Source organism: Nonomuraea recticatena (assembly GCF_039533245.1).
GTDB lineage: Bacteria > Actinomycetota > Actinomycetes > Streptosporangiales > Streptosporangiaceae > Nonomuraea > Nonomuraea roseola.
On the sequence record NZ_BAAATE010000010.1, the window covers coordinates 19,170 to 44,757 of the forward strand.

Annotated in this window: 27 protein-coding genes and 12 tRNA genes; 6 read left to right on the forward strand and 33 right to left on the reverse strand. The window is 62.1% G+C overall.

Annotated elements, in window-relative coordinates:
* Positions 1-5: 5 nt before the first annotated feature.
* From ABFX50_RS20580 to ABFX50_RS20635, 12 genes are read right to left on the reverse strand one after another with little or no spacing between them, the layout of a single operon-like run.
* Entirely contained in the window at positions 6-4,472 is a 4,467-nt protein-coding gene (locus tag ABFX50_RS20580) for a hypothetical protein (protein WP_346148644.1), read from the reverse strand.
* A gap of 9 nt (positions 4,473-4,481) precedes the next feature.
* Positions 4,482-4,874, reverse strand: coding sequence for a hypothetical protein (locus tag ABFX50_RS20585; protein ID WP_346148646.1), 393 nt, complete (start codon positions 4,872-4,874; stop codon positions 4,482-4,484).
* A 56-nt stretch (positions 4,875-4,930) separates the two neighbouring features.
* Complete coding sequence (locus ABFX50_RS20590; protein WP_346148647.1) at positions 4,931-5,209, reverse strand: hypothetical protein; 279 nt, start codon at positions 5,207-5,209, stop codon at positions 4,931-4,933.
* Between the two features lie 31 nt (positions 5,210-5,240).
* Positions 5,241-5,831 carry a phage tail tube protein gene (locus ABFX50_RS20595; RefSeq protein ID WP_346148649.1) on the reverse strand — a complete coding sequence of 197 codons (591 nt, stop codon included), beginning with the start codon at positions 5,829-5,831 and terminating at the stop codon, positions 5,241-5,243.
* Between the two features lie 8 nt (positions 5,832-5,839).
* Positions 5,840-6,205: a hypothetical protein gene (locus tag ABFX50_RS20600; protein ID WP_346148651.1), complete on the reverse strand. Its 366-nt coding sequence runs from the start codon at positions 6,203-6,205 to the stop codon at positions 5,840-5,842.
* 28 nt (positions 6,206-6,233) lie between these two features.
* Entirely contained in the window at positions 6,234-6,569 is a 336-nt protein-coding gene (locus ABFX50_RS20605) for a hypothetical protein (RefSeq protein ID WP_346148653.1), read from the reverse strand.
* On the reverse strand, positions 6,569-6,886 hold the full coding sequence (locus ABFX50_RS20610) for a phage head completion protein (protein ID WP_346148655.1): 318 nt from the start codon (positions 6,884-6,886) through the stop codon (positions 6,569-6,571). The genes ABFX50_RS20605 and ABFX50_RS20610 overlap by 1 nt, the downstream gene beginning before the upstream one ends.
* Positions 6,876-7,223, reverse strand: coding sequence for a head-tail connector protein (locus ABFX50_RS20615; RefSeq protein WP_346148657.1), 348 nt, complete (start codon positions 7,221-7,223; stop codon positions 6,876-6,878). Before ABFX50_RS20615 ends, ABFX50_RS20610 begins: the two co-directional genes overlap by 11 nt.
* 30 nt (positions 7,224-7,253) lie before the next feature.
* The gene (locus ABFX50_RS20620; protein ID WP_346148659.1) at positions 7,254-8,126 is read right to left on the reverse strand and encodes a phage major capsid protein; all 873 of its coding nucleotides are present in this window, start codon (positions 8,124-8,126) and stop codon (positions 7,254-7,256) included.
* Between the two features lie 16 nt (positions 8,127-8,142).
* Positions 8,143-8,724 carry a hypothetical protein gene (locus ABFX50_RS20625; protein WP_346148661.1) on the reverse strand — a complete coding sequence of 194 codons (582 nt, stop codon included), beginning with the start codon at positions 8,722-8,724 and terminating at the stop codon, positions 8,143-8,145.
* A gap of 30 nt (positions 8,725-8,754) precedes the next feature.
* Positions 8,755-10,188, reverse strand: a complete 1,434-nt coding sequence (locus ABFX50_RS20630; protein WP_346148663.1) for a phage portal protein — start codon at positions 10,186-10,188, stop codon at positions 8,755-8,757.
* An 11-nt stretch (positions 10,189-10,199) separates the two neighbouring features.
* Complete coding sequence (locus tag ABFX50_RS20635; protein ID WP_346148665.1) at positions 10,200-11,795, reverse strand: hypothetical protein; 1,596 nt, start codon at positions 11,793-11,795, stop codon at positions 10,200-10,202.
* A 105-nt stretch (positions 11,796-11,900) separates the two neighbouring features.
* Here ABFX50_RS20635 and ABFX50_RS20640 point away from each other — a divergent pair, with 105 nt between their 5' ends.
* Positions 11,901-12,728 carry a TIR domain-containing protein gene (locus ABFX50_RS20640; RefSeq protein ID WP_346148667.1) on the forward strand — a complete coding sequence of 276 codons (828 nt, stop codon included), beginning with the start codon at positions 11,901-11,903 and terminating at the stop codon, positions 12,726-12,728.
* Between the two features lie 10 nt (positions 12,729-12,738).
* Here ABFX50_RS20640 and ABFX50_RS20645 read toward each other — a convergent pair whose 3' ends face one another.
* The 18 genes from ABFX50_RS20645 to ABFX50_RS51335 form a co-directional block, all read right to left on the reverse strand.
* A complete protein-coding gene (locus ABFX50_RS20645; protein ID WP_346148669.1) occupies positions 12,739-13,143 on the reverse strand; it encodes a hypothetical protein in 405 nt (134 codons plus the stop codon).
* Positions 13,144-13,168: 25 nt separating this feature from the next.
* A tRNA-Gln gene (locus tag ABFX50_RS20650) sits at positions 13,169-13,240 on the reverse strand.
* Positions 13,241-13,244: 4 nt separating this feature from the next.
* Positions 13,245-13,317: transfer RNA gene (locus ABFX50_RS20655), tRNA-Asn, on the reverse strand.
* Positions 13,318-13,512: 195 nt separating this feature from the next.
* A tRNA-Asp gene (locus tag ABFX50_RS20660) sits at positions 13,513-13,585 on the reverse strand.
* A 1-nt stretch (position 13,586) separates the two neighbouring features.
* Positions 13,587-13,662, reverse strand: a tRNA-Phe gene (locus ABFX50_RS20665).
* Between the two features lie 113 nt (positions 13,663-13,775).
* Positions 13,776-13,848 (reverse strand) — tRNA-OTHER (locus ABFX50_RS20670).
* Positions 13,849-13,990: 142 nt separating this feature from the next.
* A tRNA-Glu gene (locus ABFX50_RS20675) sits at positions 13,991-14,062 on the reverse strand.
* 41 nt (positions 14,063-14,103) lie between these two features.
* Positions 14,104-15,240, reverse strand: a complete 1,137-nt coding sequence (locus ABFX50_RS20680; protein WP_346148671.1) for a hypothetical protein — start codon at positions 15,238-15,240, stop codon at positions 14,104-14,106.
* 30 nt (positions 15,241-15,270) lie between these two features.
* Positions 15,271-15,342 (reverse strand) — tRNA-Val (locus ABFX50_RS20685).
* A gap of 4 nt (positions 15,343-15,346) precedes the next feature.
* Positions 15,347-15,419 (reverse strand) — tRNA-Leu (locus ABFX50_RS20690).
* Between the two features lie 158 nt (positions 15,420-15,577).
* Positions 15,578-15,648, reverse strand: a tRNA-Pro gene (locus ABFX50_RS20695).
* 4 nt (positions 15,649-15,652) lie between these two features.
* Positions 15,653-15,725 (reverse strand) — tRNA-Thr (locus ABFX50_RS20700).
* Between the two features lie 4 nt (positions 15,726-15,729).
* Positions 15,730-15,802: transfer RNA gene (locus ABFX50_RS20705), tRNA-His, on the reverse strand.
* A gap of 2 nt (positions 15,803-15,804) precedes the next feature.
* Positions 15,805-15,875: transfer RNA gene (locus tag ABFX50_RS20710), tRNA-Met, on the reverse strand.
* Between the two features lie 239 nt (positions 15,876-16,114).
* Positions 16,115-16,327, reverse strand: a complete 213-nt coding sequence (locus tag ABFX50_RS20715) for an Acb2/Tad1 domain-containing protein (protein ID WP_346148673.1) — start codon at positions 16,325-16,327, stop codon at positions 16,115-16,117.
* Positions 16,317-16,541, reverse strand: coding sequence for a hypothetical protein (locus ABFX50_RS20720; RefSeq protein WP_346148675.1), 225 nt, complete (start codon positions 16,539-16,541; stop codon positions 16,317-16,319). Before ABFX50_RS20720 ends, ABFX50_RS20715 begins: the two co-directional genes overlap by 11 nt.
* Positions 16,538-16,981, reverse strand: a complete 444-nt coding sequence (locus tag ABFX50_RS20725) for a phage terminase small subunit (RefSeq protein ID WP_346148677.1) — start codon at positions 16,979-16,981, stop codon at positions 16,538-16,540. The genes ABFX50_RS20720 and ABFX50_RS20725 overlap by 4 nt, the downstream gene beginning before the upstream one ends.
* Positions 16,982-17,091: 110 nt before the next feature.
* Entirely contained in the window at positions 17,092-17,433 is a 342-nt protein-coding gene (locus tag ABFX50_RS51335) for an HNH endonuclease (RefSeq protein WP_379505466.1), read from the reverse strand.
* Between the two features lie 421 nt (positions 17,434-17,854).
* Between ABFX50_RS51335 and ABFX50_RS20730 the strand changes: the two genes are divergently transcribed.
* Entirely contained in the window at positions 17,855-18,496 is a 642-nt protein-coding gene (locus tag ABFX50_RS20730) for a hypothetical protein (protein WP_346148679.1), read from the forward strand.
* A gap of 523 nt (positions 18,497-19,019) precedes the next feature.
* Here the strand turns inward: ABFX50_RS20730 and ABFX50_RS20735 are convergent.
* From ABFX50_RS20735 to ABFX50_RS20745, 3 genes are all read right to left on the reverse strand, one after another.
* The gene (locus ABFX50_RS20735; RefSeq protein ID WP_346148681.1) at positions 19,020-20,168 is read right to left on the reverse strand and encodes a tyrosine-type recombinase/integrase; all 1,149 of its coding nucleotides are present in this window, start codon (positions 20,166-20,168) and stop codon (positions 19,020-19,022) included.
* Positions 20,169-20,267: 99 nt separating this feature from the next.
* Positions 20,268-20,447, reverse strand: coding sequence for a hypothetical protein (locus ABFX50_RS20740; RefSeq protein ID WP_346148683.1), 180 nt, complete (start codon positions 20,445-20,447; stop codon positions 20,268-20,270).
* 53 nt (positions 20,448-20,500) lie between these two features.
* Positions 20,501-21,352: a spermidine synthase gene (locus ABFX50_RS20745; RefSeq protein ID WP_346148685.1), complete on the reverse strand. Its 852-nt coding sequence runs from the start codon at positions 21,350-21,352 to the stop codon at positions 20,501-20,503.
* A 53-nt stretch (positions 21,353-21,405) separates the two neighbouring features.
* On the opposite strand from ABFX50_RS20745, the gene ABFX50_RS20750 reads away from it, so the two are divergent.
* The 4 genes from ABFX50_RS20750 (at position 21,406) to lat (ending at position 25,567) form a co-directional block, all read left to right on the forward strand.
* On the forward strand, positions 21,406-22,941 hold the full coding sequence (locus tag ABFX50_RS20750) for a penicillin-binding transpeptidase domain-containing protein (protein WP_346148687.1): 1,536 nt from the start codon (positions 21,406-21,408) through the stop codon (positions 22,939-22,941).
* Between the two features lie 20 nt (positions 22,942-22,961).
* Positions 22,962-23,615: a PAQR family membrane homeostasis protein TrhA gene (trhA, locus tag ABFX50_RS20755; protein WP_183656827.1), complete on the forward strand. Its 654-nt coding sequence runs from the start codon at positions 22,962-22,964 to the stop codon at positions 23,613-23,615.
* 71 nt (positions 23,616-23,686) lie between these two features.
* Positions 23,687-24,211 (forward strand): HdeD family acid-resistance protein, encoded by a 525-nt coding sequence (locus ABFX50_RS20760; protein WP_346148689.1) that lies wholly within the window; start codon positions 23,687-23,689, stop codon positions 24,209-24,211.
* 84 nt (positions 24,212-24,295) lie between these two features.
* Positions 24,296-25,567, forward strand: a complete 1,272-nt coding sequence (lat, locus tag ABFX50_RS20765) for an L-lysine 6-transaminase (protein ID WP_346148691.1) — start codon at positions 24,296-24,298, stop codon at positions 25,565-25,567.
* The last annotated feature ends 21 nt before the right edge of the window (positions 25,568-25,588 follow it).

Below are 25,588 nucleotides of genomic sequence, written 5' to 3' on the forward strand. Positions count from 1 at the left end.
CCTCCTTATTCGTCGGGGTACAAAGCGTCGGCGTACTTCAGTACGTTCGTGATCTGACGCTCTGTGGGGATAGTTGGGGCCGCGTTAAGGGTGATGTTGTAGTTCTTGTCACCGCGACCATTCGGGGCCGCTAGCGGCCGATACACGCGCTGTCCCGCGTAGGTGCCGCCCTGCGGCATGTCCAAATTCGGAAGCTTGGATTCGATCGGAAGAACCACCTTCCCCCACGAACCAGTAACCGAATCCGCCATGGACTTCGTCGCCGAAGCGACCATCCCTTCGGTGGATTGGAGGCCAAGCACAAGGCCCTCACCAACACCGCGACCGATCGCGGCCATCACCCTTGAGGGCGAGTTGATCCCAAGAACGCGGCGGGCGATCTCAGAAATGTTGTTGATGTTGGCGTTCCACCAGTTGATGAATTCGTTCCACTTGGCGGCTACGCCGTTCCACAGCCCTTGAATGATGTCGAAACCGGCACGCCACAGCCCTGGACCGATTCCAGTGATCGCGGCCAAAATCCACGGACCCCACTGGTACACCCAATTGAGGGCATCTTGCAGGGTGCGGGCAATGTCGTCCTTCATGCGCGTGAAGTTGCTGACCGCGTTACTCCAGACGCGCGAAGCGTAGTCGGAGATGGTGCGAGAAATTCCATCCCAAGTCCGGCTAGCGGACGACGAAATGTCATTCCAGGTACGGGATGCGCCGCTCTCCAAATCCCGCCAACGGTCATTCACCCACCGAGTGATGTCACTGGACTCACCGCGGAGTGTCCTAACGATTTCGCCGAACGCGTGAACAACGTTCTCACTCAGAATGTCGAACGCCCTAGAACCGGTGTTCTTGATCTCCTCGAATTCCTTCTCAGAGATGCCAAGCGCCTCAGGGAGCGTCTTACCGAAAACGTCCTTACCGATCCGCGAAATCTTGTCGGTGACAGTGCCGAACGTTTCGCCGAGAGCCTTCGTGTCGCCGGTGAAGAACCGCAGGCTTCCGCCCACGATGTCCACCAGGACGCCAAGATGCTCCAGCGGGCTGGCAGCACCATCAGCCTTCAAGCCGAGCAGCCCGAGGACGCTGCCGAAGGCTTCGACGAGAACCGCCGTAGCTTCGATGACGTCGGCGAACGCCCGAATAGTGATGATCAGGCCATCGCCGTTGTCGCCCGAGAACGCCTTAGCGAGCTTCACCACCGCAGGTAGGAAGTCCTCGCGCAGGGCCTTCAGGATCTTCGAAAAGTCGACATCGTTACCGAGGTCGAAGAACGCCTTAGCGATGTCCTTCACGAGCGCGAGGAGTTCGCGCATGACGTCTTCGCCCTTTTTGAACCACTCTTTGAGAGTCTGCTTTCCCTCAACAGAGTTCACCCAGTCGGCGAACTCCTTAGCGGTATCGCCGATAAGGTCGAGCAGTCTCTTCCCTGACGGGTACGCGGTATCGAAAATGCCGTACAGGGCGCGCCCGAGATCCCACGCGATTTCCGCAGCCTTATCGATGGTGTCGCCGACGCGGTTAAAGAACTTCTCCAGCTCCCCGTTACGGGCAGCTTCGTTGATCAGATCCTTAACCCTGCCGACAAGCCGGCCGATGAGGTCGCCCATCCTTTCCAGGAAAGGCGAAGAACCGTCAACGAGCGTGAGTGTGGCATCAGCCGCATCAAGAGCAGCGTCACTCAACCGGGCAAACAGTCGATTGTTGGAATCGAGAATCCGGCCGATCTTGTTCTTAGACTCGTCGGTGTTCAACCAGTCGGAGAACCGCAGAGCGAAACCACCGAAGATCGTGGCCGTGTCGGTCAGCTTCACCTTGAACAGGTCGAGCAGGCCATCAGATTGGGCTAGCGCCTGTTGCAGCGGCGGAAAGAACGCTTCCTGAATCGACCACTGGATCTCCCGGAGCTTCGGAAGAAACTCGCGGTCCAGGAACAGAACGAACTCTCGCGCTGCCGGAGACAGCTTCTTCAAAGCCGCTTCGGCGTTGCTCGCCTGCACGCTCTGCTTCTCGCTGGCCTGCGCAACCGCTTCCATCGCCTCGCGAAGGCTGCGCTGCGCATCCTCGACCTGACGTGCCCCGTTGACGCGGGCATCGGCTAGGGCACGCTCGGCGTCCGCTACATCGCGGGTGCCGGACTTGCGGGCGTCGGTGAGCGCCTTCTCGGCGGCCTCAACCTGCCGGACGGCGTCCTGGCGGGCGCGCACGGCGGCCAGCTCGGCGTCCGCGATCTGCTTTGCGCCGTCCTCGCGAGTCCTGTTGAGGGACCGCTCGGCCTCGGTGACGCTGCGGGCCGCGTCCTCGCGGGCATCCCGAAGGGACTTCTCCGCGTCGAGGATCGCCTTAGCGCCGTCCTGACGGGCACGGGCCAGGTCGCGTTCCGCGTCGAGGATGCCGCGAGCCGAATCGTCTCGGGCGTCCTTCAGATCGCGTTCAGCGTCGATGATGCCTTCGCTCGCCTCGCGGCGGGCGTCGACTAGAGCCTTCTCAGCGTCGATCTGGCGTTGAATGGCCCTCTGGAGGGCGTCCTTCGCGGACGTCACCTCTCGTGACCCTTCGACGCCTTCTTTAGACGCCTTCTCCTGCTCCTCGCGAAGGTCGCCGTTCCGCTCCTGAACCTCCCGAAGCCTTTGAACGGCCTGACGGTAAGCGAAATCGGCTTCCGCCTTTTCCTTGTCCGTCGCCTCAGGATTCAGGTTGAGATTCCGAAGGTGTTCCGCGGCTTCGTTCACCGCATTTCGTGCGCTCTCCTCATCGAGGGCACCACCAGAAACCGCAAGCGCCAAATCCTCAAGTCGTTCCCGCGCTTCCGCGCGAGCCTCGTTAAGGGCGTCCTGGGCTTCCTTGACGTCCTCGATGGAGCGCTTGTAGTTGCCTTCGGCGGATACGACGCGACGGGCTCCGTCTTCGTGCGCCTTCGCTAGACGACGCTGCGCGTCCTCGATACGGCGGGTCGAATCTTCCTTAGCCTGCGCAAGCCTTTCCTCCGCAGACTGAATGCGCTCGTTGGTCTGCTCGATCGCCTCGGAAAGACGCTCTTGGGCGGCTCGGATTCGCTCGCTGCCGTCTTCCTGGACTCGCGCTAGTCGTTCGGTCGCATCCGCGATGCGGTCGCCTACAGACTCGCGTACATCGGCAAGACGAGCGTCAGCTTCGATAATCCGCTCATTCGTGGAGCGGACAACTTCGGCTACACGCTCTTGCGCCCCCGAAATGCGCTCTGAGACGGTTTCAGCGATGCGCTGTAGATTCTCTCGGGCGTCCGCTATACGGCGGGCAGAATCGCTCTGAGCGTCCGCTAGGGCTCTCTGCGCTTGCTCCGCACGGCGTGACGCCGCCTCGATCGCGGCTGCCATCGTCGCGGCGGCCTGGCCGCTCTTGTCCTGCTCGGCCTGGAGGGCGCCAAGCGCCTCCTGCACACCGAAGAACGCGAACCCCATGACAGAGGTCGCCTGGACGATCAGGCCCATGACGGCCGGTAGCGCTGCCAGCGCACCGAACGCGTACACGGCCTGAGAGCCGAGAGCGGTAAAGCCTGCGGCCAGCGAGCTGACGGCCGACGCCAGGGGAGCCATGGCGTAGCCGAGACCCGCCAAGGCCAGAGGAAGACCGACGACGAGACGGGCCAGGCCGAAGCGGACCGTCGTGTCTACCGCGTCCGCGAGAGCGCCACCGAACGAGCGACCGGCCTTCTGGCCCATGCCTGGAAGGTCGATGCCGTTGCCGTCAGCGAAGCTCTTGAACGCCTGAGCGACGTCCGTCAGGCCCTTCGCGCTCGCTTCCTTGAAGCCGAGCTTGACGGTCTTCTCAACCGACAGGATGCCGCGCTCAAACTTCGAAAGAGACTGGATCGAGTCGTTCGACATGGTGCGGATCGCTGGCGCGATCTTCGCGAACTCGGTCCGAATCGACTCTGTTTGGGTCTTGGTGTTGCTGGCAACCAGCCGGTTCAGGGCCGACATCTCGTTGACGCCGGAACGGATGATCGAAACCTGCGAATCGGTGTATTGGCCGATGTCGTCGGCGAGGTCCTTGTACGCCGAACTGACAGTGTTGAGACGAGCGCGAACGCTGTCGTCACCAGCGGGCAGAACACCCGCCTTGATGGCGACTTCCGTCTCGCGCATCATCCGCTTGATGTCGTTCGTGGCCTGCTTGAACCCGTCCGCCAGGCCGTCGCCGGCCTCGGTACCGGCCTGCGTCGCCGACACGGTTACGTCGCCGAATGTGGCCGTCAGATTGGTCTTGTCGAGGCGGACACGAACGGCAACAGTCAGACCATCAATGACAGTGTTGAGATCCTTCTGAATCTCCGACTGCCAGCGCTTCGTGATGCCGGAAACCTTCGGCGCGACCTGAAACTTGGCCTTGTCCAGCCCGTTAAGCCTGGATTGAATCTCGCGAACTAGATCCCGGTTGACGCCGGTAACCTTCGGCGTGATCTCGATATAGCCTTCGCCGACCTTGATACCGGCCATTGCACCCCCTTAAAGCATTTGGCCCGGAACGAGCGAGGAGAGAACCCCGTGAATTTCCACTGCCGTCGCGAACTGCTCGGGGGGCGGGGGATCGTAAGTTGATTCATCATTCGCCGGTTCGGCGGAATGGCCTGGACGCCTGTACGGCGGCGGTGTAGGAATCGACGCCTGATCGTCAGTGCGATGCGCTGTAACGAACATCCAGTTGCCTACGGCGATTTCGTCGTACAAGTCGGCGAGAATGTATTCTTCGTTGCTCCACGACGCGGCCTCGCCCAACAGGGCGACAGCAAGAGCTGACTTTCCGAGCATGCCGAGTAGCCGGTTAACCAGAACGAGGATGCGACGGAGCGTCAAAGTGCCGTCGAACAGTCCCTCGATGCGGATACCGGGGAAGTGCATGAGTAGGTCGGATTCAAGCTCATCCGAGTGCCGCGAAAGGACGCGGGCAACGAGAATTAGTTTCCCGCGTCGCCAGCCCCAACGTTGGAGCTAATCGCCTCCAGAAGGGCCAGGGCTTCCTTCATGGACGGGTTCATCGACTTGAACCGGGAGTACTGAACCGGGCCAAGCATGCCCGCAAGACCAGACGCATACTTGTTGTCGCCCAGGTTCTCCATAGTGTCGAAAGCCCATTCCATCGGGTCGGTCTTCACAACGAACTCAATGTCGCGGAAAGGCACCTTCACCGAATCGGGGCGTTCAACGTCGGCCTTCACTGCATTAACGTCAGACATGGGTTTCTCCTTGGGATGGGGGAGAGGTCAATTAGGGGGTTGGGGGAGTAGGAAGCTCGATAGTCGCGTTCGTCAGGATGTAGCCGAGACGACCACCCGAGTCGAGCGCGTTCAGAGTGACACCAAGCTTGTTGTTGTCATTGCGGACCAGCTTGAGGCCGTCACGCGCGGAAACAGACGCCCGCGGAACAATCAGCCGGTTAGTGACAGTGGCGTCCTTCCATTCAACGATCATCGCCGTTTCGGCCAGAGCCGGAGTCGACGAAAGGTCAAGCTGGAAAACGCCAGTAACCGGGGTGCCGCCCGCGCCAGTGGCCTGCCGGAAAGACGAGCCGAAATACAGTTCGACGGATTCCTTGTCAAACTGGTGAAGCGTGAACTTCAGTTGGAAAGCCGCCGAAGTAACCAGGTACTTGATGGGCACACCCGACTGCCACGCCTCTACAGGCTGTGTCTCGATGGATGGTGTTAGCTCGACGCCGTTTGTGTCGACGTAACCAAGGGCCTTCCACGTGTCCGAAGGAGCGGTAGCAACGTCAGTTGGGGCAGCAGTATCAACAGGGGCAACCCAAATGGTGCCGTTGGACGCGAAGCGAATCGCCCCCGAGTTGTTAGCGGACAAAAGTCCTCCTACACTTCGTAGAGATAGATGGTGATGCGGTGGATAAACCGCTGCTCCCTGGACTCCATATCGCTGTCGTCTCTAGGGGCCGAGTCCTCTTCCACGTCGCTTACGGCAATGCCGTTGTGGACGGTGTTGCGAAGCTTTTCGAGGACGAATTCGCGTATGAGAAACGCGAGGTCCGACGCGTCTGCCTTAGAAGAGGCATACGAGTTGATGGAGAACCGGAACGCGTCTAGACGGTCCTCGACCTTCCTAAAGCCGCCCTCCAGGGCGACCACGACAGCGCGCTGACCGACCGTGTGAGCTGTCATGTCTGCGGAAACACGAACGCCCCCAGGCAAGCCGGGGGCGTTTCTGATTCGGGCAACCATGTATGGGATCGGATTTATACGCAAGGCATCACCCGATCCTGTGTTTGAGAAGTGCGTTCGTCATGATGTACAAGCCTTGGTGGGGCTTTTCGTCGCGCCATTCGCGCCAACCGAATTCGATGAACCGCCACTGGAAGCGCTCGGCGATCAGGTACACGCGATAGCCGTCCTGGACGCTGTTGCGGGTAGTCCAGATGCGGAAGTGGTCGCGGTAGCTGTAGGCGTGCTTGTACGTCCTGGGGGCCGTCTCGTAGATCTCGCGATAGATCGAGTGAGCGGCGGAAACCATCTCGTCGCGTACGGCTGGACTGTTCACGGCGATGGCGTGGATCTGGTCCAGGTCGAGACTCGTCAGGGCGCCCATTACGAATGCCTGCGGGCGCGTACCCGCATGTAGCTCGCCGTGCGTCCCTTCCACGTGATCGGCTCGCCCACCACCTCGAACCACCGGCCCTCGTACGTGAGGCGGTCGGTGGCCTGGACGTCCGTAGGACGTAGGTAGACCGACACTGTGAGCGTCGTTGTCTCCCTGTCCGGGTCGTCGGCCTCCGTCGACGTGGCGGGGAGGACGATGGCGGGGAACGTCCCCAGCTCGCTGGCGTGCTCCCAGTCGCGGGAGCTGCCGTATGCGTCGTCGACTACGGGAGCCCGGTAGACGGTGACCGTGTCGCTAAAGACCAACCGGCACCCCCTTGGCCGGCACCGACGCGATACGCCTGCGATACGGCCTCAGGACTGCTCTCGCATCAGACGAGAGCCCGAACCTGAACGCCGAATACCGGGTCGAGATCTCGCCGATCTCCTCGGCGATGATCCCCGGATTCGAGTTGAGAAGCCGGATCACCTCAGAGCACGTCGTCGCCTTCACGTCCGCTGGTACTGCCGGGGTGAAGTCCTTCCGGCAGTACGTGATCACGAGAGCCGACACGTCCTCGATGAGGGCCTGGACGCGGGACGCTTCATCGACCGTCAGGGGGCGGCCTAGCCGTACCTGGACGTCACTTACTTGGGCCAGCATTAAGCCACCCCCTTTCGATACGAGGGCGACTTACGGGATGATCTTGCCGACAACAAGGTGTTCAGGTCGCATGACCTTCGCGCCATAAACGTGGAGACCACGCACCGCGTCGGCGAAGAACTTCTCTGGCCGGTAGTACTCGATTTCAGTGATCTGATCCGCGTACGTGGTCGCGATCTGGTGGCCACCAATCATGTGAACCGTTGCAGGCATCACGTTGCAGGTAGCGACGGTGAAACCGAGAATGCGACCGATGACACCGTTCTTGATCGGCGCGTCCGAGTCGAACCGGGAAGCGTCAATGAACCGGTTGTCGTTCAGCAGGATGCCGTACAGGTCGGGGGAGACAACCATGAACCGGCCCGACTGCGGCGTGTTCGTCTTGTCGAGTTCAACCTTGGCCTGAATAAGCTGCTTGTAGACAGCGTCATTCGTCGCGGCAAGGTCGATGTCGATCAGACGGTTACCGGCACCGGAAGCAAGGGCGGTGACAATCTTGTCGGCGACGTACCTGTCGGCGTCCTCCGCGAGCTTGCGGCCCGCCCGCGTGGTGCCGTGATCCATGAACTGACCACCGATTTGCGACTGCACGCGGGTGATGTCTTCAACCCTGAATCGGAAGCTGTTCGCCTTCTCAATCTCAAAGGTGAGCGAGTTGGAAATCGGCTCGGCCGGGTCACCAGCGAAACCCACCAGCGGGTCATACGGCGCGGTCGCAGGGTCCACAACGGTCGGGATACGAACGGTGTCGCCAGCACGCTGGATCTCACCTTCGTAATCTCGGTTCACAACAAGACTGGAACCAATAACAAGGTTTGCGTCAATAGCTTCGAAGATCTGGGAGATCCAGATCTCGGGGATAAACCGGGCCTGCCTTGCGGCGGCGTTAAAAATCGTAGGCAAGACTAACTCTCCAAAGTTACTCAATGCCTAGAAGGTTGTTCAGACGGCCGTCACGCTTGGCCTGAGCAATGTCCTTCCAGTGCATGCTTTGAAGGTCCTTCTGCGAAAGCTGTCCACCCTTGCCGTGCTGCGGCCCAATGCCGCCAACAGGAGGGAAACCGCCGTCGTCGGCGGGAGCAAAAGAACCAATGACCTTGGCAATCGCGGTCGCATTCGGGTGCCCGTTCTCGTCGACGAGCTTCGAGAGGTTCAGAACCTCCGCAATGTCGTCAGGGAGCGAGACGCCAGCCTTTGCGGCCTGCACCTTCAGTTCGGCCTCAACCAGGCGCGAACCAACCTCAGAAAGGGTTTGTGTACGCGCTTCGGCCTTCGCCTTCTCGATTGCCTTTTCGGACTCCGACATGGCAGCCTGCTCAAACTCGGAGAGCTTCTTAGAGGCTGTTTCGTAGTCCTTCTCGTGCTTCTTCGACATCGCCTTCCACTTGTCCCGTTCGGCAAGGAGGGCGGCGACGTCAACCGTGTCGGTCGACTTCTGCGGATCAGGTCCGGTGTTGCCTTCGCCAGTCGGGGGAATGGTCGGGTTCTTGTCGTCACTCATGAATTGATCACCGTGTCCATGTCGGAGCCGTTAGCCCTGTCGGCTATTGGCAGTGGTGTCTTTCGTGTTCTTCATCTGCGCCGGATTAGTGCCCCCGGCAGGGCCTTGAGACGGAAGCGCCTTGAGCGCCATAGCCGCCTTCTTTTCGGCAAGCTCGTCATCGATCTTGCGAAGTTCAGGGAACCGTTCAATCTGCTGGGGCGAATAGCCAACGTCCTGCCAAAGCTGTGGGCGAGGCACGTCGAGGCCAGCCGCGAGCTTCACCGCGGAGTCGATGAGCGCAGACTGCGAACGGTATTGAGGGTCGGCCCACATCGTTTCGGCGTTGAACGCTTCCGCGCGCTTGTCGCGCTTCACTGCGAAAGCGAGCCGCATAACCGACTCCCAGGATTCGCCGAAATACAGCATGCGTTCGGTCGCCTTAGCGACGAGGCCGGCCTCTGCCGAAGTGATGGCTTCACCACTCGGTGGCTGCCCACCACGACCAATCAGGAAGTAGTGGAACGGGATACGCGAGATCGCGGCGAGCGCCGCGATGTATGAATCAATGAGGCGGACATAGTTGCCGAGATCAGCGGCTTGGAACTGACCGAACACCGTTTGCGGGTCTTCGGCCATCAGAACCTTGTCGATCGCCATTTCGAAAGGCGACTTGACCTTGCCCTGTTCGTCTTCCTCGATCTCCATACCGGCGACGTAGCGCATGGGGAACGCTGCGAATTCGGAGGCGACAAGAGCGTCAGCCGCGATCTTCGAGATGGCATCGGCCAAAGGCACGATCGGCTCCAGCTCGGAGAACGGTTCGTCGCGCAGCCGCGTCCTGTTGGAGAGAGCCACAATCGGTACCCGCTTGAGCGGGTTGCGCTTCCTGGTGGCGTCGGCCCACGTAAGTCGATTGCTGCCTGTGGTCCTGGTGGCAACGGACTCGTAGACGGCCTTAGGCGTCCACAGGGTCGCGTACTCGCGGCCCCAGTCATCCCGGTAGCGCTTGAGGCCCGCAAGGATCTCTCGGCGGCTTCCAGGCGCGTACTGGACGTACATGTCCGTAGCGCTCTCAGGCGTGATGAGGGGTTCGCCGTCCTTGTCGCCCCAGACGGTGACGAACGACTGTCCGAGCGCCAGGGCGTCAATGTGGGTGGCATTGCTGTCGGCGTCCATGACGTTGCGCTGCCAGATATCCCAAGCGTCCTTGTCGGCCTCCGGCTCGTCCGTCATGCGGAAGCCAGTCACCTGGAGACGTTCAGAAATCGAGTCGATGATCAGCGGACAGAAGTTGACTTGCCAGCCGGTGAACATGTCGCCGAAAGCCTGCTTGAACCGCTCCTGCATGAATTGCAGGTTGCTGTTTTGTGAGTCGTAGTAGTCGGCGTACTTTTGCGCCGTACCTCGCTGCCCCGTCAGCTTGGAATCGAGGTAAGAGATCCACTCTTCCGGAGTCGTCGGGGGTGCCCCCTGTTGCTGCAAAAGGACCCTCCCTAGAATCCGTGTACTCGTGCCCTCCGCTTCTTCAGGCGGCCATCAGCAATGGCGTCGCCGCGCGCCTCATAAGCGAGTACGGCCGCAACGCAGGCGTCAATCTTCTTCTTCGATCGGGGCGTTTCCTTGCGGATCAATACGCCGGATCGGGCAATGCGCTTACGCGCGTTCATCACGTGCCGGCCGATGGTTCCATTGCCGTCGTGAAGGAGCTGACCGGTAACGGTCGCGGTGTGGAATCGTTCAAGGGCCTGCGCCATCCTGGTTTCCTTGTTGGTCCAGAATTCGAAGACCTTCTTCTCGCCGAATTCGGCGGCCCATCGGCCGACGATGTCTTGCCAAAACATGGGGTCGGCGTAGACCCATTCGACCCGGTACGTTTTGCAGGCGTCCGCCATGACGGCGTCCACTTCCAAAACGTCGACTTCCCAGCCGTCAGCCTGTTCGGCGCCTTCGGGTTTCTCCCAGATGCCGATCAGGAACAACTTGCCGTCACGCAGACGGCAGCCGACGAGAGCTGTCGAGTCGTCGCGGATCGAACCGTCGAAACCAATCGCGATCTGATCGCGCGGCATGATCGGGTCGTCGTCGTCGCGACGCGCCTTCCAGGCGGAAAGGTCCATCCATTGGTCAGAACCGGCAACCACCTGGTTCAGGAAGTACCTGCGGGCGTCCTCTTCGTCGGTGGCGGGGTTGCGGATCTCCTGAACGATGCGGTCCAGGTCCATCACCTTCGCGAAGGAGCCGTAGACGTACGTGAGAGCCTCTTTCAGCTCCTTGTCGTCGTTGATGTTGACCCACGGGCCTTCCCGGTGATCCATCAAGACGCCTTGGTCCTTGATGAGCCCTTCGGACACCTGGCGGAAGTACTCGTGAGTCGTCTCCGCGACGCTGCGCTCTCCGGGCGCGTACATGGTCGACGTCTCAAGCGACCAGGGCTCGGCGGCCTTCCTCTTCACGAGGTTGCGGCGCACGGTGTTGTAGGTGCGCTTCAGCTCGGGCGTGGTCCACAGGTGGGTTTCGTCGTAACAGACCCACGTTTCCTTACCGCCGTCCTTAGAGGCCGCGGTGGCCGTCGAGGGCGTGATCTCGCCGCCGTCCGGCAGGATGATCCGGGTCAGGCCCGCGTCGATCCCAGGGACCTCAGAGAGCGGGCCATGCTCGAAGTTGTGCCGGATGACGTCGTAGACGTTGCCCGCCTGGTTCTCCTCCGTCGCCATGATCCGCAGATAAGCGACCTTGACGGGCTTCCCCACCGGGTTGCCGTCGTCGTCCCAGTAGTCGAAGCGGACGGGGCCTAGCGCTTCGCCGCAGCCGATGAAGCCAGCGAGTTCGGACTTTGCGCGGCCCTTCGGGCGGCTGAGGAAAGCCTGATTGACGACTCGCTTACCTGTCCGATCAATCTCGTAAGCGTCGACAATGAAACGCGCGAACTCGACATCACGCCATCCGTTCTCATCGGGCGTCAGAAGGTGGACGGGTTCGCCCTGGACGTCGCCAGGGCCGTGAACACACCACTCTTCGATCCAGAGGCAGAGGCCCCATCCGAGCGAATACTTGGGAGGCTTCCAAGTGCCGTCTTCTAGGTACGGCAAGGCGGCCCCCTTTCATTAGTAATCGCTTGGCAACGGATCTCCCATCAGATGGCGTGGGCGTATCATTAGTTGAGACGGAGAGCAGGTCGGAATCTGGGGGAGTGCATGCCTAAGAAGAAACCGCCTCGGGTGTTCATTTCCTATAGCCATGCCCCAGGCGAGACGCACAAGAAGAAGGTCCTTGAGCTGTCGGAATGGTTGCGGGGAAAGCGTCCACCCGTCGACAGTTGGCTAGACCAGTACGTGACATCTCCATCGCAAGGTTGGCCGGCCTGGTGCATTGATGAAATGGGCAAGGCCGACTACGTGCTTGCAGTGTGTGAAGCGAAGTACAAGGAATGCTTCGACCGCCACCAGCCTCTTAACATTGGCCGCGGAGTAGCCTGGGAAGGTCTGATCATCGTCGACTGGCTGTATGAGCACGTTGTTGCCGGTCAAGTTAAAGTGATCCCCGTTGTGCTGAGCAAAGACGATATGCGTAACTGCCCGACCGTTCTCAAGAGGTTCACCATATTCAATGCCGGTGATACCAAGGATAGAATTAAGCTCTACCAACACTTGATCAACCAGCCCGCTATAGTTCCCGCGAAGTTGGGCAAAGGAGCCGCCGCGGTTGCTGTCAAACCAAATAATCCAGCTCCCGTAAATGACGCACGACTGAAAGCCTTTAAATATGGGGCTCGCGTACGCGCCAGGACCCGAACTTGTAGACTGTACGCAGAGCAATTGCAAACTGACGTCTATGTGGCGGAGGGGTCTACTGGTATCGTCTCTCAGACGAGTATGGTGCGCGACACCTGGCGATGGTCTGTTGAGTGGGATGCTTCTACCTTGTATCTCTTCGGTGGTGGTATCGGACATGTGTCGAAGAAGAACATAGAAACCTCCGGCCTCACAGCAGAACAGGTGATGACGTACCTCGAAGTGATTTGAGACGCGCTAACTACCAGGACGCAGTCTCACATACGACCTTGTTGTCACCCTCGTGCAGACGGTAATTAATGGTGACGAAGAGTTCCGTACACCACTGCTGGCCGCCAGCCTCGTCATACTGGCTGACCTTCGGATACCATGCGCGGCCACCGGAAACATACTCGGCGGATGCCGAGTCCGAAACGATCGGCGTCGCAGCATTGTTCTTTAGGGTTACCGTCCATTCGATGATGCTCGAATTGAGGTTGTAGCAGTAGACGCTTCCCTTGCCGGTTACCAGGCCACCGCTAAGCGTTGGCGCGTTGGCAACAACTTCACAGTACGGTTCGGCCGAAGCTTCAACAGGAGCGGTAAAAGCCAGAACGGAAACAAGGACGGCAGCGGCGCCGGCCGCGAAACGCTTAAACAAGTACATCCCCCGATGTAGTAGTGCTAGAAAGCTCCCCGCGAGAGATTCGAACTCCCATACCCGGAACCAAAGTCCGGTGTCCTGCCGATTGGACGAACGGGAAAGGGCTGGCACACCTGGATTCGAACCAGGAGTCAACTCTTTAACAGAGAGCCGCTTTGCCGATTAAGCTATGTGCCATTGCTGGGGCTGCGCCCGACCACGATGGGACGCATTCAATCCGTCGCGAGAACGGAACCGCTTTGCGTTCTGCCTCTGGCGGAGCCCTGTGACCGGACGTTCCGGCCGCCAGATAAGTACGAGCTATGTGCTTCCGTTACACCATGACCCGATGAAGCCGGGTCACCGGGATTTGAACCCGGACCTTAGCTCTCGCGCTCACGATCGGATTTGAACCGACGCCTTCCGCCGTGACAGGGCGGCACTCTCACCACTGAGTTACGCGAGCATGGTCGGAACCCTAGGAATCGAACCTAGAACCCATGGCACTTCACGCCATTGCTCTGCCAATTGAGCTAGATTCCGTGGCGTGCCCCCAGCCGACGAATCGACTGTGTTTCCCTACTAGCCGGTTTCTACGGTCTACGATCGCTAACCAAAGACCTGTCTTTCGGTATCCCCTGCTACGGGGGGCACAGCGGGCGATTGAGGATTCGAACCCCAGACCTCCGGGCCTATACCCGGTGCTCTCCCAGACTGAGCTAATCTCCCTTTGCGGGATGAACGGATTTCAACCGTTACCGCCCGCCCATTTCAGTCGGGAGCAACCCGACTTACTAGGGGCCGGAGTGCTGGCACACCCCATCCCTGAGGGCCGTTCAGCCGGTTTGCGAGACCGGCCTTAGTCCCTCCGTACCCCGTGCCGGGATCGAACCGGCCTTGTCGGATTGAAAGTCCGGTGTCCTAGCCACTGGACGAACGGGGCAGTGAAGGGCGGGTGAATACCCGCCCTTTAGTAGGTCCCGATTAAGCGGAAATCCACTCGATTTCAAACCGAGACGTAGCGCCACCGTAGACGTTGCACACGCCGGAGCCCGTGTGGAAGAACTCGACGTCGAGGTAATCGCCAACGTTGCACTTCATCAGACCCGACGCGCTAAGCGGCACAACGGTCGAACTTGTCGGGAACGCCTGCGCGATAATGTTTCCGTTCATGTTGCTGTTCTTACGAACGGCGAGCTGACGGTAACCGCCCGAGACGGGCGAGCAGGACGCGTTGATAGACACCCGGTACCAACCGGCCCGCTGGACCGTGTACTTGCTGTTGGCGCTGCCAATGGTCGTGTGGCCACCCACGTTGTCAACGTCTTCAAGGTCCCACGCCAGGATGGCGCTAACGTTCGCCGAGGCCCCCTGCTCGATGGAGTGCCTCAGAACCGCCATAGGCGGCTTGCCGTTGATGGGCTGGAAGGCACCAAAACGAAATACCAGCATGTTGGTGGTGTCGGTCTCATAAATGAGCTGACCATCGGCGAGGTCAGTGGGGCGCGTAGTCGACGTGCAGAAATGCACGCGCGTATCAGAAAGGCGGGCGATCGGCTGACCGTTGCCGACGCTGTCGTTCATGTAGAACTTGCCCGAAACAGGCTGGTAGTAGATGTTGCCCGGAGCCAGGTACCAACCGTTGTCGGTGATCTGAATGCGCCTACCGGTGAACGTCCGCCTGTCGGCGAAGGTCGAAACCGCGCCCTGGTTCGGCGGAAGGGTTAGACGGGTGAGCGGAATCTCGTAAATCGTGTCGTTCTTCGTGGCGGTCGGCTCGGGGCTGCCAGGCGTGCCCTGCTTCACGACCGCATACACCTTGTTCAGGTTGAGGTCGTGCCGTAGAACAACGAGGTCATAGCGAGCCTGTGTTGTGCTGGTGTTCAGGCTGATTGGCAGACCCATATCGGTGTCTAGTACATAGTGGAATCCGCGGACGTTCGCGCGGCCGGCCACAAGCAGAACTTCGTCAGGTGCGAAGCCGTTAGTGACAGTCAGGGCGTTGGAGCCGTGATTATCAACAATTACGCCGTCATCCTGCCAGGTGCGAGCTAGCTGGCTCCAATCCTCGTCGGTGAGAGTGCTGAGGCCGCCATCAAACGGAAAACTACGCTCGGTCAAGTGAAATCCCCATCGTCGTGGAATCTTGCGTACCGATCCGAGGGATCGAACCTCGAACGTCCTGTTTGTAAGACAGGTGCTCTCCCATTGAGCTAGACCGGCTGGGTGCCTTTCCAGAGATTCGAACTCTGACTGACGCGCTCCTAAGGCGCGTGCCTCTACCGTTGGGCTAGAAAGGCTTGAACGCTGCCCTATGTGCCGCCCAAGGACGAGGGACCGGAAATTGTGCCCGGATTTACCAGCGTTCCGCTGTTATGAGAGTGGGATTCGAACCCACGGACCCCTTGGGGCCGCCCGTTTGACCGGGCTCCGTTAAACCACTCCGGCATCTCATAAGTGCGGAATGAGGGAATCGAACCCCCGTCGCCTGCTCCCAAAGCAGCCGTGATGCCACTTCACTAATTCCACGGAGAGCCTTCGGTCGGACTCGAACCGACAGCCAGCCGCTTACAAGGCGGCTGCTCTACTAATTGAGCTACGAAGGCGAAGGTTGACCGAAGGGATTCGAACCCTCGCGTTACCGGCTTCACAACCCGGCGCTCTACCGTTGAGCTACGGTCAACATGGCGGAACCCGGATTCGAACCGGGAGCACTGGAGAATGAGTCCAGGATGTTGCCCTTACACCACTCCGCTAAGTGTTCACAGGGTGTGAGGTTTAAGAAGCCTGCCCGAGTGATCAGCCCGAGTAGGGTTCCCCTGTTTAGTCGTACTTCGGTAGTCGCTTATCCATTGCCCCGTTCCCCTTCCGCTTCCAGTAGGTATCCCATCTGCTCCAAATGTGGAACAGGGGCGGGAACAGAAACGCCGGGACACCGAAAAGCAGGAAGACCATAAACATCACGCCGAACCCGAACCCCAGTGCGCGGAGGTATTCACTCATTGCGGGCAATCGCGGCGTTGGCCCACATGAGTGCTTCCTCAAGATGGGTCATCATGAGGGACTTCTCGCGGCTCTCCGGGACTCTCTTGTCGAGCAGGACGGCGACTCCATACACGACCTGTCGGACGTACTCATGAGCACCCCTCGTCTCGTCGTCCTTCGGAGGGTGGTACTCGAACCGGTTCGCCAGCTCGTCAGGACTCATTGGTGAACCTCCCGTAGCTCTGGCGAACGCCAGGAGCGGTCTTGATGTACTCGACCCGATCGGCCGGAATGGTGATGCGGAGCGCAGGCCGGCCGATGAAGTCTTCAGTCAGGTCGACGTCGTCGAAGAAGTACGGGAAACGCTGATCGTCGATGTACAGCTCTGGGGCTCCCTGAAGGTCATGGACGGTCAGAACGCCTGCGGTCTTGGTCACTCGTCCTCCAGGTTCATCAGGTGGGCCTGACGGCCATTCAGGGGCCGTACAGAGGCGAGTGCGCGAGGCTCGTCGTCCTCGTCCGGTGGGGTGAACTGGAGGCGGAGGCGCGCCCTGTCCTCAGGCGTCGCGCCGAACTTGGCGACCCGTAGGCGAAGCTCGGAGGCAACGGCCAGGTTGCCGCTGAAGAACGCATTGGCGATAAAGGCCGTCTCGATCAGGAACATCCAGTCAGTTGCCGTGAACATGTGCGCCTGTGGGCTGTGGGTCCACGTCTCCCACCAGCGGAGAGTTGCAGGCGCCCAATCGAAATCGGGCAGGTCGGGGACGTCTCCGTCAAAGGGCTTGTCCGGAATCTTGATCGCCTTGGAGTCGATGCGCCGCGCGGTGTCTCTGGAGCGCTGGTGCGTCTCCTTGGGGGCAGCTCCTCGTCCAGCCATGCGAACCTCCCCTCGGGCGTGTTATTGTCGTTTCGCGTATCTCAGATAGGTACGTAGAAGCCAGTAAAACAATGCTCGCATTGTTTCGTTCGCAACTGGTTAGAGCCTCCCTACGGGGAGGCTCTTTTCGTTTGGCGCTCTCGCGCCGATTTCGGATCATGACATTCGGTACAGAGAACCTGTAGGTTCTCCATCGACCAGTCGCCGCCACGGGCGACGGGGATGATGTGATCAACGATGAACGCACCCTGTTTGCCGCACGAGCGGCATGTGTACTTGTCTCTGCTGCGGACAAGGTTCCGAATGGTGTTCCAGTTCGTTGGGCGTTCCTCGTTGCGGGCGCTACCGGCCCACGGGGCGGGTGCGTGTTCGGAGCACTTGCCTCGACGGACGGCGACACGAAGGCACCGAACGTTCGGTTCGCCGGAGCAGATCGAGCGTGCTCTAGGCATCGGACTTAGTAGGTCCCACGGCGTACGAATGATGAATCAAGTTCAAGATCGTCAGAGTGTTTGGTTCAACGGGTGATGAGTGAGGGGCCGAAGGCCCAACGTACGTACGTACATGATCATTACTATAGGGCCGAAGGCCCACTTGATTCATTCATCATCAATATATGAGCCCGAAGGGCTCTATGTATCAATCATTAGTATGTACGTACTATATATATGAGCCCGAAGGGCTCTATGAAGTATGTATTAAATATTGTACGTACTTAATGTTTGTAAGTACTTAGTACATCTTCACCCCGAAGCCCCAACCCCCCTACCCCCCTTCCCCACCGTATGCTGTGTCACAGGTTCTGTCACAAGTCCTTGCCCCTGTGACCATGATCACAGCACCGCAGGTTTAGTAGGTCCCACTTTTTCCTCTATGGTCATCGGCATGCAGGCAATGACAACCGCTGACAACCTCTCACGGGGCCTCTACAACGCATTGTTGTGGGCTTCCAAGAGCGCTCCATGGGACATGGGGCTGGTGTCTCTCATGCCCGATGGCGTGAGGATCATCACATCCGACTCCTACTCGACCACCATGATCACTGTCCCCGGCGACGTCACGCCGCGCGAGGCGTACACCTGGGTCAAGGTCACCCGCGATGGCCTGACGGACATGCTCACGCTCTCCACCAAGGCAGCCAAAGGCCGCGTCTCCCTCTCCTTCGCTCCCGGCGAGAGCCTGACCGTCAAGGGGGAGACTGGCGACCTGGTGCTTGCCGACCTCTATGAGGAGGGCCAGGGCGAAGAGTCGTGGGACGACATCACGTACCGGATCTTCGTCGAGCTGCTGGCCGACCGCATGACAGAGGTCGACTCGCACAAGTTCATGGTCAACCCGAAGTACCTGCGCAAGGTCGCGCAGACCAAGAAAGAGGCTCCGGACGTCTGCGCGGACTTCTGGGTTCACGGGGACGAACCTGTGTTCATCAGGATCGGCGAGTTCAGCCAGACGATCGTTCAGCCCGTAGACCGCACCCGACACGCCGACGTGTACGGCGAGGCCGCGCTGTGGTGACGACGTTCACTACCCGTCGAGTTCTGGTCGAGACGGATGCGGCTGGAATGCCGTGCTGCCTTCACGGCCCGATGATCCGTATGAACGACGGCTGCAACTCCCGTACTGGCGTCACGTACGGGGCGTACTGGCGATGCGCCATCACCAACCGGTACGCGCCCGCGTTCTGCGGGATCGTCCCCATCAACGAAAGCCCGAAAGGCCCATGACACTCCCCAAAGATCCCGACTGCTGGGTCTACCTGCTTGCCCGTCTCTGTGACCGTGTGAACGACTTGGAGGCCGAGAATGCTGAACTCCGCGCCCGAAACCGATCGATGGCTGACCGTGAAGGAGATCCACGAGTACACCGGTTTGGAGGAACAGTGGATCAGGCGTCACTCAGCTAGGTACGCCTTCCCGCTTGTTCGGGCGGGACGCTATCTCCGCGCGAAGCGCAGTGAGATCGATCAGTGGATGAAAAGCAACCCCGTAACACGATGAAAAGGCCCCCGCTACGGCGGGGGCCTTCGGCGTTTCTGGGATTATGCGACGGATCGGAGATTCCCGGCATTTGGTAGGTTCGCGGACAGCGCCGCGAACGCCTGGTCGAACCTCGGCCTGAGAAGGTGCGCGTATGTGGCGTAGGTGATCCGGATGTCCTCGTGTCCGAGGATCTTCGCCACCTCCCAAATGTCGACACCCGCGGCGAGCATCTTGGACGCGGCGTAGTGGCGGAAGCCGTGAAGAACAATCTTCCCTTCAAGGTCGCCGATAGCTGCGCGTGCGACCCGCAGCTCGTTGCCGATGACGGCCTTGGTGATCGGAAGGTCAGCGTTCTTGGGGCTCCAGAACACGAACCCGCTGGGGGACTCCTTCAACCGGCGCTTGATGATGTCGCGCACCTGAGGGGGCATGGGTACGTCGCGGAAGAAGCCTTCTCCCTTCATCTTGAGGCGGACTAGCCCGCCTTCGCTTTGGTTCCACTGTCGGGTGATGCGCAGAGTGGTGCCGTCGAGCACACAGCTCGAATCGAGGGCGAGGATTTCGGACAGGCGCAGGCCGGTACCGGCAGCGATGATGATCGCGTCCCGGCATCGCTCCTTGGCGACGGCGACAATGGCCGCCAGGTCCTCATCCGTGGGGATGTACTTGGGGCGGTGCGTGACGTTGTGGTCCACCTCAGCGCCGGTTGCAGGGTTTCGGCTGACAAGCCCGTCCGTCATCGCGCGGTCGTAGGCGTACCGGATGATCGACACGATCTGACCGATCATGTGCTTGTCGACGTCTGTCTTGTACATGGCGTCGGTGATCTCGGTGAGCTTCAGGCTCGTAAAGTCCTTTACCTTGATGCCCTTGATGTACGCCGCGAGGTGGTTGCGCAGGTGGCCGTCATAGCGGCTCCTGCTCGCGGCGGAGAGGCGTCGGCGGCGCGAGGTGACCTCGCGGAGGTAGGCGAGCAGATCCATGTTGGGGATCGACACGTCTCCGAACACGCCGCCCTGCTTGAGCTGCCAGACCTCATCGAGGCGCTTCTGTGCCTCCGTCTTCGTGGGGAACGTCTCTTCGACGGGCTTTGCTCCGGGGTAGGGCCGGTAGCGGGCGACGAAGGGGCACTTGCAGCGCTTACCGCACTTGGCGGGGTCGTGGTAGCGGGGCCTGGTGGGGGTGCCTGCGGACGTCTGTCGTGGCATTGATGAGTCGCGTCCTTCCCTGGGGATGCCCATCGATGAGTTATCGATGAGTCCGGGAGCTTTAGTAGGTCCCGGAGCAGGCAAGACGCTAGCACCTATCTAGACGAACGGATCCAGGTGGCGATAGTTGATCCCGGCGAACGCCCGACGGACGGGGAAGCCCTCACCTTCAAAGCCACTCGGCGCGGTCGTCACGGCCAACACAGTGCGAGCCACGGCATCAGCGGGCGCGGCCACGCGGGGCAGGGTCAGCGGGTTCTCTACAGTTACGGCGGGCATCTCGGGCTCCTTCCCTGGAGTACTCGCCCCCTCCAACCCAGTTTAGTTTTCAACTATTCCAGGCCGAAGATCGCAGGGGGAGGGACGGGAGCGAGAACGGCGTCGCCCTGGCGGATGGCAGGGGCGCCCGCCACGAAGTTCGTCAGCGCCTCGCCGTACACGCAGCGGGCCTGGGTGAGGCCTCCGGCGGCGCGGCGGGTGAGCAGGTCGACGGGCAGTTCGGCGGGGGAGGCGGCGACGATCAGGTTGCCGAACCTCCTGCCGCGCATGACGCCGGGGTCGGCCAGCAGCGCGACGTGCCTGAAGGTGCCACGGACGGTGGCCACCAGCCGTCTGGCGAAGGCCAGGCCCTTGCCGTCGGCCAGGTTGATCAGCAGCGTGCCGGTGGGGCGCAGGACGCGGGCGAGGTCGGCCATGTACTCGGCGGTCGCCAGCTCGACGGGCATCGTGGCCCCGGTGAAGGCGTCGAGCACGAGCAGGTCGGTGGAGTCGTCCCAGATGCCGGCGATGGCCTCGAGGCCTCCCTGCAGGCGCACCTTGAGCTTGGGCACGGAGCGCAGGTCGAGCTGGGAGCGGACGAGCTCGACCAGCGCCGCGTCGGGCTCGACGACGATGTGCCTGGAGCCCGGCCTCGTGGCGGCGACGTAGCGGGGGATCGTGCAGGCCCCGCCGCCGACGTGCACACAGTTGAGCGGGCCGTCGGGCAGGACGTCGATGACGTCGGCCATCAGCCGCACATATTCAAAATCCAGATATGTCGGATCTTCCAGATCCACGTACGACTGCGGTACACCATCCTTGGACAGCATCCATCCGTGCTGCCGATCAAGATCCCTCAGCAGCTCGACTTCGCCGAAGGTCACCGGATAGCGGCCGGGCATCGGCTCCCGCGCTCCACGTGTCACTTCCGGCTCCCTTTCTGGTAAGACGAGGTGGAACTTGTTCCTGGGAGAACCGTATGCGTAGGCGAAGGCTGGTCGGGCTCCTGGTCGCCCTGGCAGTAGTCGTGGGGGCGGGGGCGTTCGCCTTCGTGGCGGCCTCGGGGGTGAGTGGAAGCGCCATGGCGACGGCCGATGCCTATCTGGCCGCGTGGCAGCGCAGCGACATCTCCTCGATGGAGCGCATGGTGGCCGACCCGCCCAAGGACTTCACCGACAGGCATCTGGCCTTCGCCGAGCAGTTCAGGGTGAACGCCCTCACCCTCAGGGCGGGCGCGCTCAAGGCGACGGGGGAGGAGACGGCGGAGCTGCCGTTCACCGGAACGCGGCAGCTGACGGGCATGGGGCCGTGGGGGTTCACGGGGACGTTGCGGTTAGCCGTCCGCGAGGGGGCGTGGAAGGTGCTCTGGGCGCCCGAGACGCTGCATCCCGCCCTGAAGGACGGTGGCGCCCTCGCTCTGGAGGAGATCGAGGTCTCCGGGGTCGAGCTGGTCACCAGGTCGGGGGCGACGTTCCCGCACGACAGCGCCGCCGAACCGTACCTCGACGAGCTCAAGGAGCGGCTCGGCGAGACGAACACCGGCTGGGCGATCAGGGCGGCCGCTCGGGGAGCGAAGCCCAGGACGCTGGTGGTCTTCCAGCCACCGCCCGCCAGGCAGGTGCGCGTGACGCTGTCGCGGCCGGTGCAGGCGGCCGCGGCCAGGGCGCTGGACGGGGTGGCGAGAGAGGCGGCGATCGTCGCGATCAAGGCGAGCACCGGTGAGATCCTGGCCGTGGCCGACAGGCTGGGGCAGAAGGCGGCCTTCCAGCGGTTCTTCCCTCCGGGCTCGACGTTCAAGGTGGTCACGTCGGCGGGCCTGCTGAAGGCGGGTCTTTCGGCTTCCAGCGGGGTGGCCTGCCCGTCCTCCTTCACGATCCCGAACGGCAGGACCTTCAAGAACGCCAGTGAGAGCGTGACGGCCTCGTCGCTGGCGGGCGCCTTCGCGGTGTCCTGCAACACCACCTTCGTCGAGCAGGCGGTCACCAGACTCGGCGCGACGCGCCTGGACGAGGTGGCCAAGGAGTGGGGCTTCGGCAGGCGGGTGCTGCCCACGGGGGTGGGCGGGCTGTGCGGGGCCATCGATCCGACCACCAACCCCGACAGGGTGGGAGAGAACGCGATCGGCCAGGGCTCGGTCAGGGCCTCGCCGCTGTGCATGGCCACGCTGGCCGCCGCCGTCGGCAGCGGCACCTGGCGCGCGCCCAGGCTCGTCACCGCCAAGGCGGCGAGGAAGCTCGACGGCGCTCCGCCCGCCGAGATCGCGCTCGACCAGCGGGTGGCGGGCGAGCTGCGGACGATGATGCGGCAGGTCGTCGCCGACGGCACCGCCAAGGGCGCGGGGCTCGGCGCCGACGTGGCGGGCAAGACGGGAACGGCCGAGGTCGGCGACGGCCCGCCACACGCCTGGTTCGTCGGCTACCGGGGCGACCTGGCCTTCTGCGTCTTCGTCAAGCACGGGGGATCCGGCGCGAAAGTGGCGCTTCCCATAGCCGCCAGCTTCCTCGGAGCGCTGTAACCTACGCTACCGTAGGTTTCATGACGAGTGTCGCCACCTTCACCAAGCCGCGGCTCCGCGGCTGGCTGCACACCGGAGCCCTGCCCGTCGCTCTGGTCGCCGGATTCGTCCTGGTCGCCCTGGGGCCGACCACGCAGGCCAGGCTCGCCTCCGCCATATACGCGATCACCTCCGCCCTGCTCTTCGGCATCTCGGCCACCTATCACCGCAGCACGCTGGGCCCCCGCCTGGCCGAGGTGCTGCGCAGGTTCGACCACGCCAACATCTACCTGATCATCGCGGGCACCTACACGCCCTTCGCGCTGCTCGCCCTCGACGGGCTGCCCAGGATCGCCGTGCTCGGCGTGACCTGGGGCGGAGCGCTGGCGGGCGTGCTGTTCAGAATGTTCTGGATGTCGGCGCCCCGCTGGCTGTACACCGTCCTGTACCTGGCGCTCGGCTGGACCGCGATCTTCGTGATGCCGCAGCTGCTGCAGGGGGCGGGGATCGCCGCGGTGACACTGGTGGCCGTCGGAGGGGTGCTCTACAGCGCGGGCGCGATCGTCTACGGCCTGCGCAGGCCCGACCCCTCGCCCCGCTGGTTCGGCTTCCACGAGGTCTTCCACGCCCTCACCGTGGCCGCCTACCTGGTGCAGTACATCGCGGTCTCGATCGTGGTCTACTCCCATGGGTGAAAACGCCCTGATCACCGACATTTGACCAGGCAGGGGGCTGCTCGCGCCGCGATTGTGGATAGCAGAGCGGTATGGAGCAATTGGCGAGCACCTGGTGGCTCATCCTCATCCGAGGTATCTGCGCGGTCATCTTCGGCATCCTGGCGATCGTCTGGCCCGGCATCACCCTGTGGGTCCTGGTCATCTTCTTCGGTGCCTACGCCATCGTCAGCGGCATCTTCTCGCTGGGCGCCGCCTTCCGCCACGACTCCGGCTCGAAGGCGTGGCTCATCATCTCGGGCGTGCTCGGCATCCTGGCCGGAATCGTGGCCTTCGTCTGGCCCGGCATCACGACCCTGGCCCTGCTCTACGTCATAGCCTTCTGGGCGATCTTCACGGGGGTCGCCGAGATCTTCGCGGGGATCCGGCTGCGCAAGACCATCGACAACGAGTGGATGCTGATCATCGGTGGGCTCCTCTCCGTGGTCTTCGGCATCCTGCTGCTCACCTGGCCGGCCTCCGGCGCCCTCGCCCTCACCTGGCTGATCGGCGTCTTCGCCGTCATCTACGGCATCGCCATCATCGTTCTGTCGGTAAAGGTGAAGAACCTCGCGTAAATCGGCATTTTGGACGAAAAGTCTTTACATGCGAGCGGGGTACGGGGGAACGTATGTCGTGATCCGGCTCGAGGGGGAGATGACATGGACGTACTCGAAAGGCTCGCCCGCCACCTGCTCGTCGATGGTTACCGGCTGGTGCTCGATCTCGACCGCAGCCAGGGCTCCTGGCTCGTCGACGCCCGCACCGGCCGCCGCTACCTGGACTTCTACACCTTCTTCGCCTCCGCCCCCCTGGGCGTGAACCCGCCGCTCGACCCCGGGCTGCTCGGCAGGGTCGCGCTGAACAAGCCCGCCAACCCCGACATGTACACCGAGGAGCTGGCCGGTTTCGTCGAGACCTTCAGCCGCGTGCTCGGTGATCCCGCCCTTCCCCACCTGTTCTTCGTGGAGGGTGGCGCGCTCGCGGTGGAGAACGCGCTCAAGACCGCCTTCGACTGGAAGAGCCGCCGCAACGAGGCCGCGGGCCGCTCGCCTGAGCTCGGCACCCGGGTCATGCACCTCACCAGGGCCTTCCACGGCCGCTCCGGTTACACCCTCTCGCTGACCAACACCGAGCCGCTCAAGACCGAGCGCTTCCCCGCCTTCGACTGGCCGCGCATCGAGGTGCCCGCGATCCACCACGGCGACGTGGAGGCGGCGGAGGAGCGGGCGCTCTCCCAGGCCAGGGCGGCCTTCGACCGCCATCCGCACGACATCGCCTGCTTCATCGCCGAGCCGATCCAGGGCGAGGGCGGCGACAACCACATGCGCCCCGAGTTCCTGCGCGCCATGCAGGACCTGTGCCACGAGCACGACGCTCTGTTCGTGCTCGACGAGGTGCAGACCGGTGCGGGCACCACCGGGACGCCATGGGCCTACCAGCAGCTCGGCCTCGAGCCGGACATCGTGGCCTTCGCCAAGAAGGTACAGGTCGGTGGCGTCATGGCGGGACGCCGCGTTGACCTCGTCCCCGACAACGTCTTTGAGGTCAGCGGGCGCATCAACTCCACGTGGGGCGGCGGGCTGGTCGACATGGTCCGCTCCCGCGGCCTGCTGGAGATCATCGAGCGCGACGCGCTCATCCCGCGCGTCGCCCAGGCGGGCGTCCAACTGCTCGAAGGGCTGGCCAAGCTCCAGGCCGAACGGCCCGAGCTGGTCTCCAACGTGCGGGGCAGGGGCTTCATGTGCGCCTTCGACCTGCCGGACACCGGCCGGCGGGGGGCGCTGATCACCCGGCTGCGCGAGGAGGAGGGCGTGCTGGTGCTGCCCTGCGGGGAGCGCTCGGTGCGCCTGCGGCCCGCGCTCAACATCGAGGACGCCGACCTCGAGCACGGTGTGGCGGCGCTGTCACGCGCACTGTCCCGCCCGCTGTGAAGCTCGCGCCCGCCCGCCGTA

Coding starts and splice junctions, on each gene's coding strand:
- ABFX50_RS20580 (WP_346148644.1), bottom strand. CDS start 4,472: ATGGCCGGTATCAAGGTCGGCGAAGGCTATATCGAGATCACGCCGAAG.
- ABFX50_RS20585 (WP_346148646.1), bottom strand. CDS start 4,874: ATGCACTTCCCCGGTATCCGCATCGAGGGACTGTTCGACGGCACTTTG.
- ABFX50_RS20590 (WP_346148647.1), bottom strand. CDS start 5,209: ATGTCTGACGTTAATGCAGTGAAGGCCGACGTTGAACGCCCCGATTCG.
- ABFX50_RS20600 (WP_346148651.1), bottom strand. CDS start 6,205: ATGGTTGCCCGAATCAGAAACGCCCCCGGCTTGCCTGGGGGCGTTCGT.
- ABFX50_RS20605 (WP_346148653.1), bottom strand. CDS start 6,569: ATGGGCGCCCTGACGAGTCTCGACCTGGACCAGATCCACGCCATCGCC.
- ABFX50_RS20615 (WP_346148657.1), bottom strand. CDS start 7,223: ATGCTGGCCCAAGTAAGTGACGTCCAGGTACGGCTAGGCCGCCCCCTG.
- ABFX50_RS20625 (WP_346148661.1), bottom strand. CDS start 8,724: ATGAGTGACGACAAGAACCCGACCATTCCCCCGACTGGCGAAGGCAAC.
- ABFX50_RS20640 (WP_346148667.1), top strand. CDS start 11,901: ATGCCTAAGAAGAAACCGCCTCGGGTGTTCATTTCCTATAGCCATGCC.
- ABFX50_RS20645 (WP_346148669.1), bottom strand. CDS start 13,143: ATGTACTTGTTTAAGCGTTTCGCGGCCGGCGCCGCTGCCGTCCTTGTT.
- ABFX50_RS20715 (WP_346148673.1), bottom strand. CDS start 16,327: ATGAGTCCTGACGAGCTGGCGAACCGGTTCGAGTACCACCCTCCGAAG.
- ABFX50_RS20725 (WP_346148677.1), bottom strand. CDS start 16,981: ATGGCTGGACGAGGAGCTGCCCCCAAGGAGACGCACCAGCGCTCCAGA.
- ABFX50_RS51335 (WP_379505466.1), bottom strand. CDS start 17,433: ATGCCTAGAGCACGCTCGATCTGCTCCGGCGAACCGAACGTTCGGTGC.
- ABFX50_RS20730 (WP_346148679.1), top strand. CDS start 17,855: ATGGTCATCGGCATGCAGGCAATGACAACCGCTGACAACCTCTCACGG.
- ABFX50_RS20735 (WP_346148681.1), bottom strand. CDS start 20,168: ATGCCACGACAGACGTCCGCAGGCACCCCCACCAGGCCCCGCTACCAC.
- ABFX50_RS20740 (WP_346148683.1), bottom strand. CDS start 20,447: ATGCCCGCCGTAACTGTAGAGAACCCGCTGACCCTGCCCCGCGTGGCC.
- ABFX50_RS20750 (WP_346148687.1), top strand. CDS start 21,406: ATGCGTAGGCGAAGGCTGGTCGGGCTCCTGGTCGCCCTGGCAGTAGTC.
- trhA (WP_183656827.1), top strand. CDS start 22,962: ATGACGAGTGTCGCCACCTTCACCAAGCCGCGGCTCCGCGGCTGGCTG.
- ABFX50_RS20760 (WP_346148689.1), top strand. CDS start 23,687: ATGGAGCAATTGGCGAGCACCTGGTGGCTCATCCTCATCCGAGGTATC.
- lat (WP_346148691.1), top strand. CDS start 24,296: ATGGACGTACTCGAAAGGCTCGCCCGCCACCTGCTCGTCGATGGTTAC.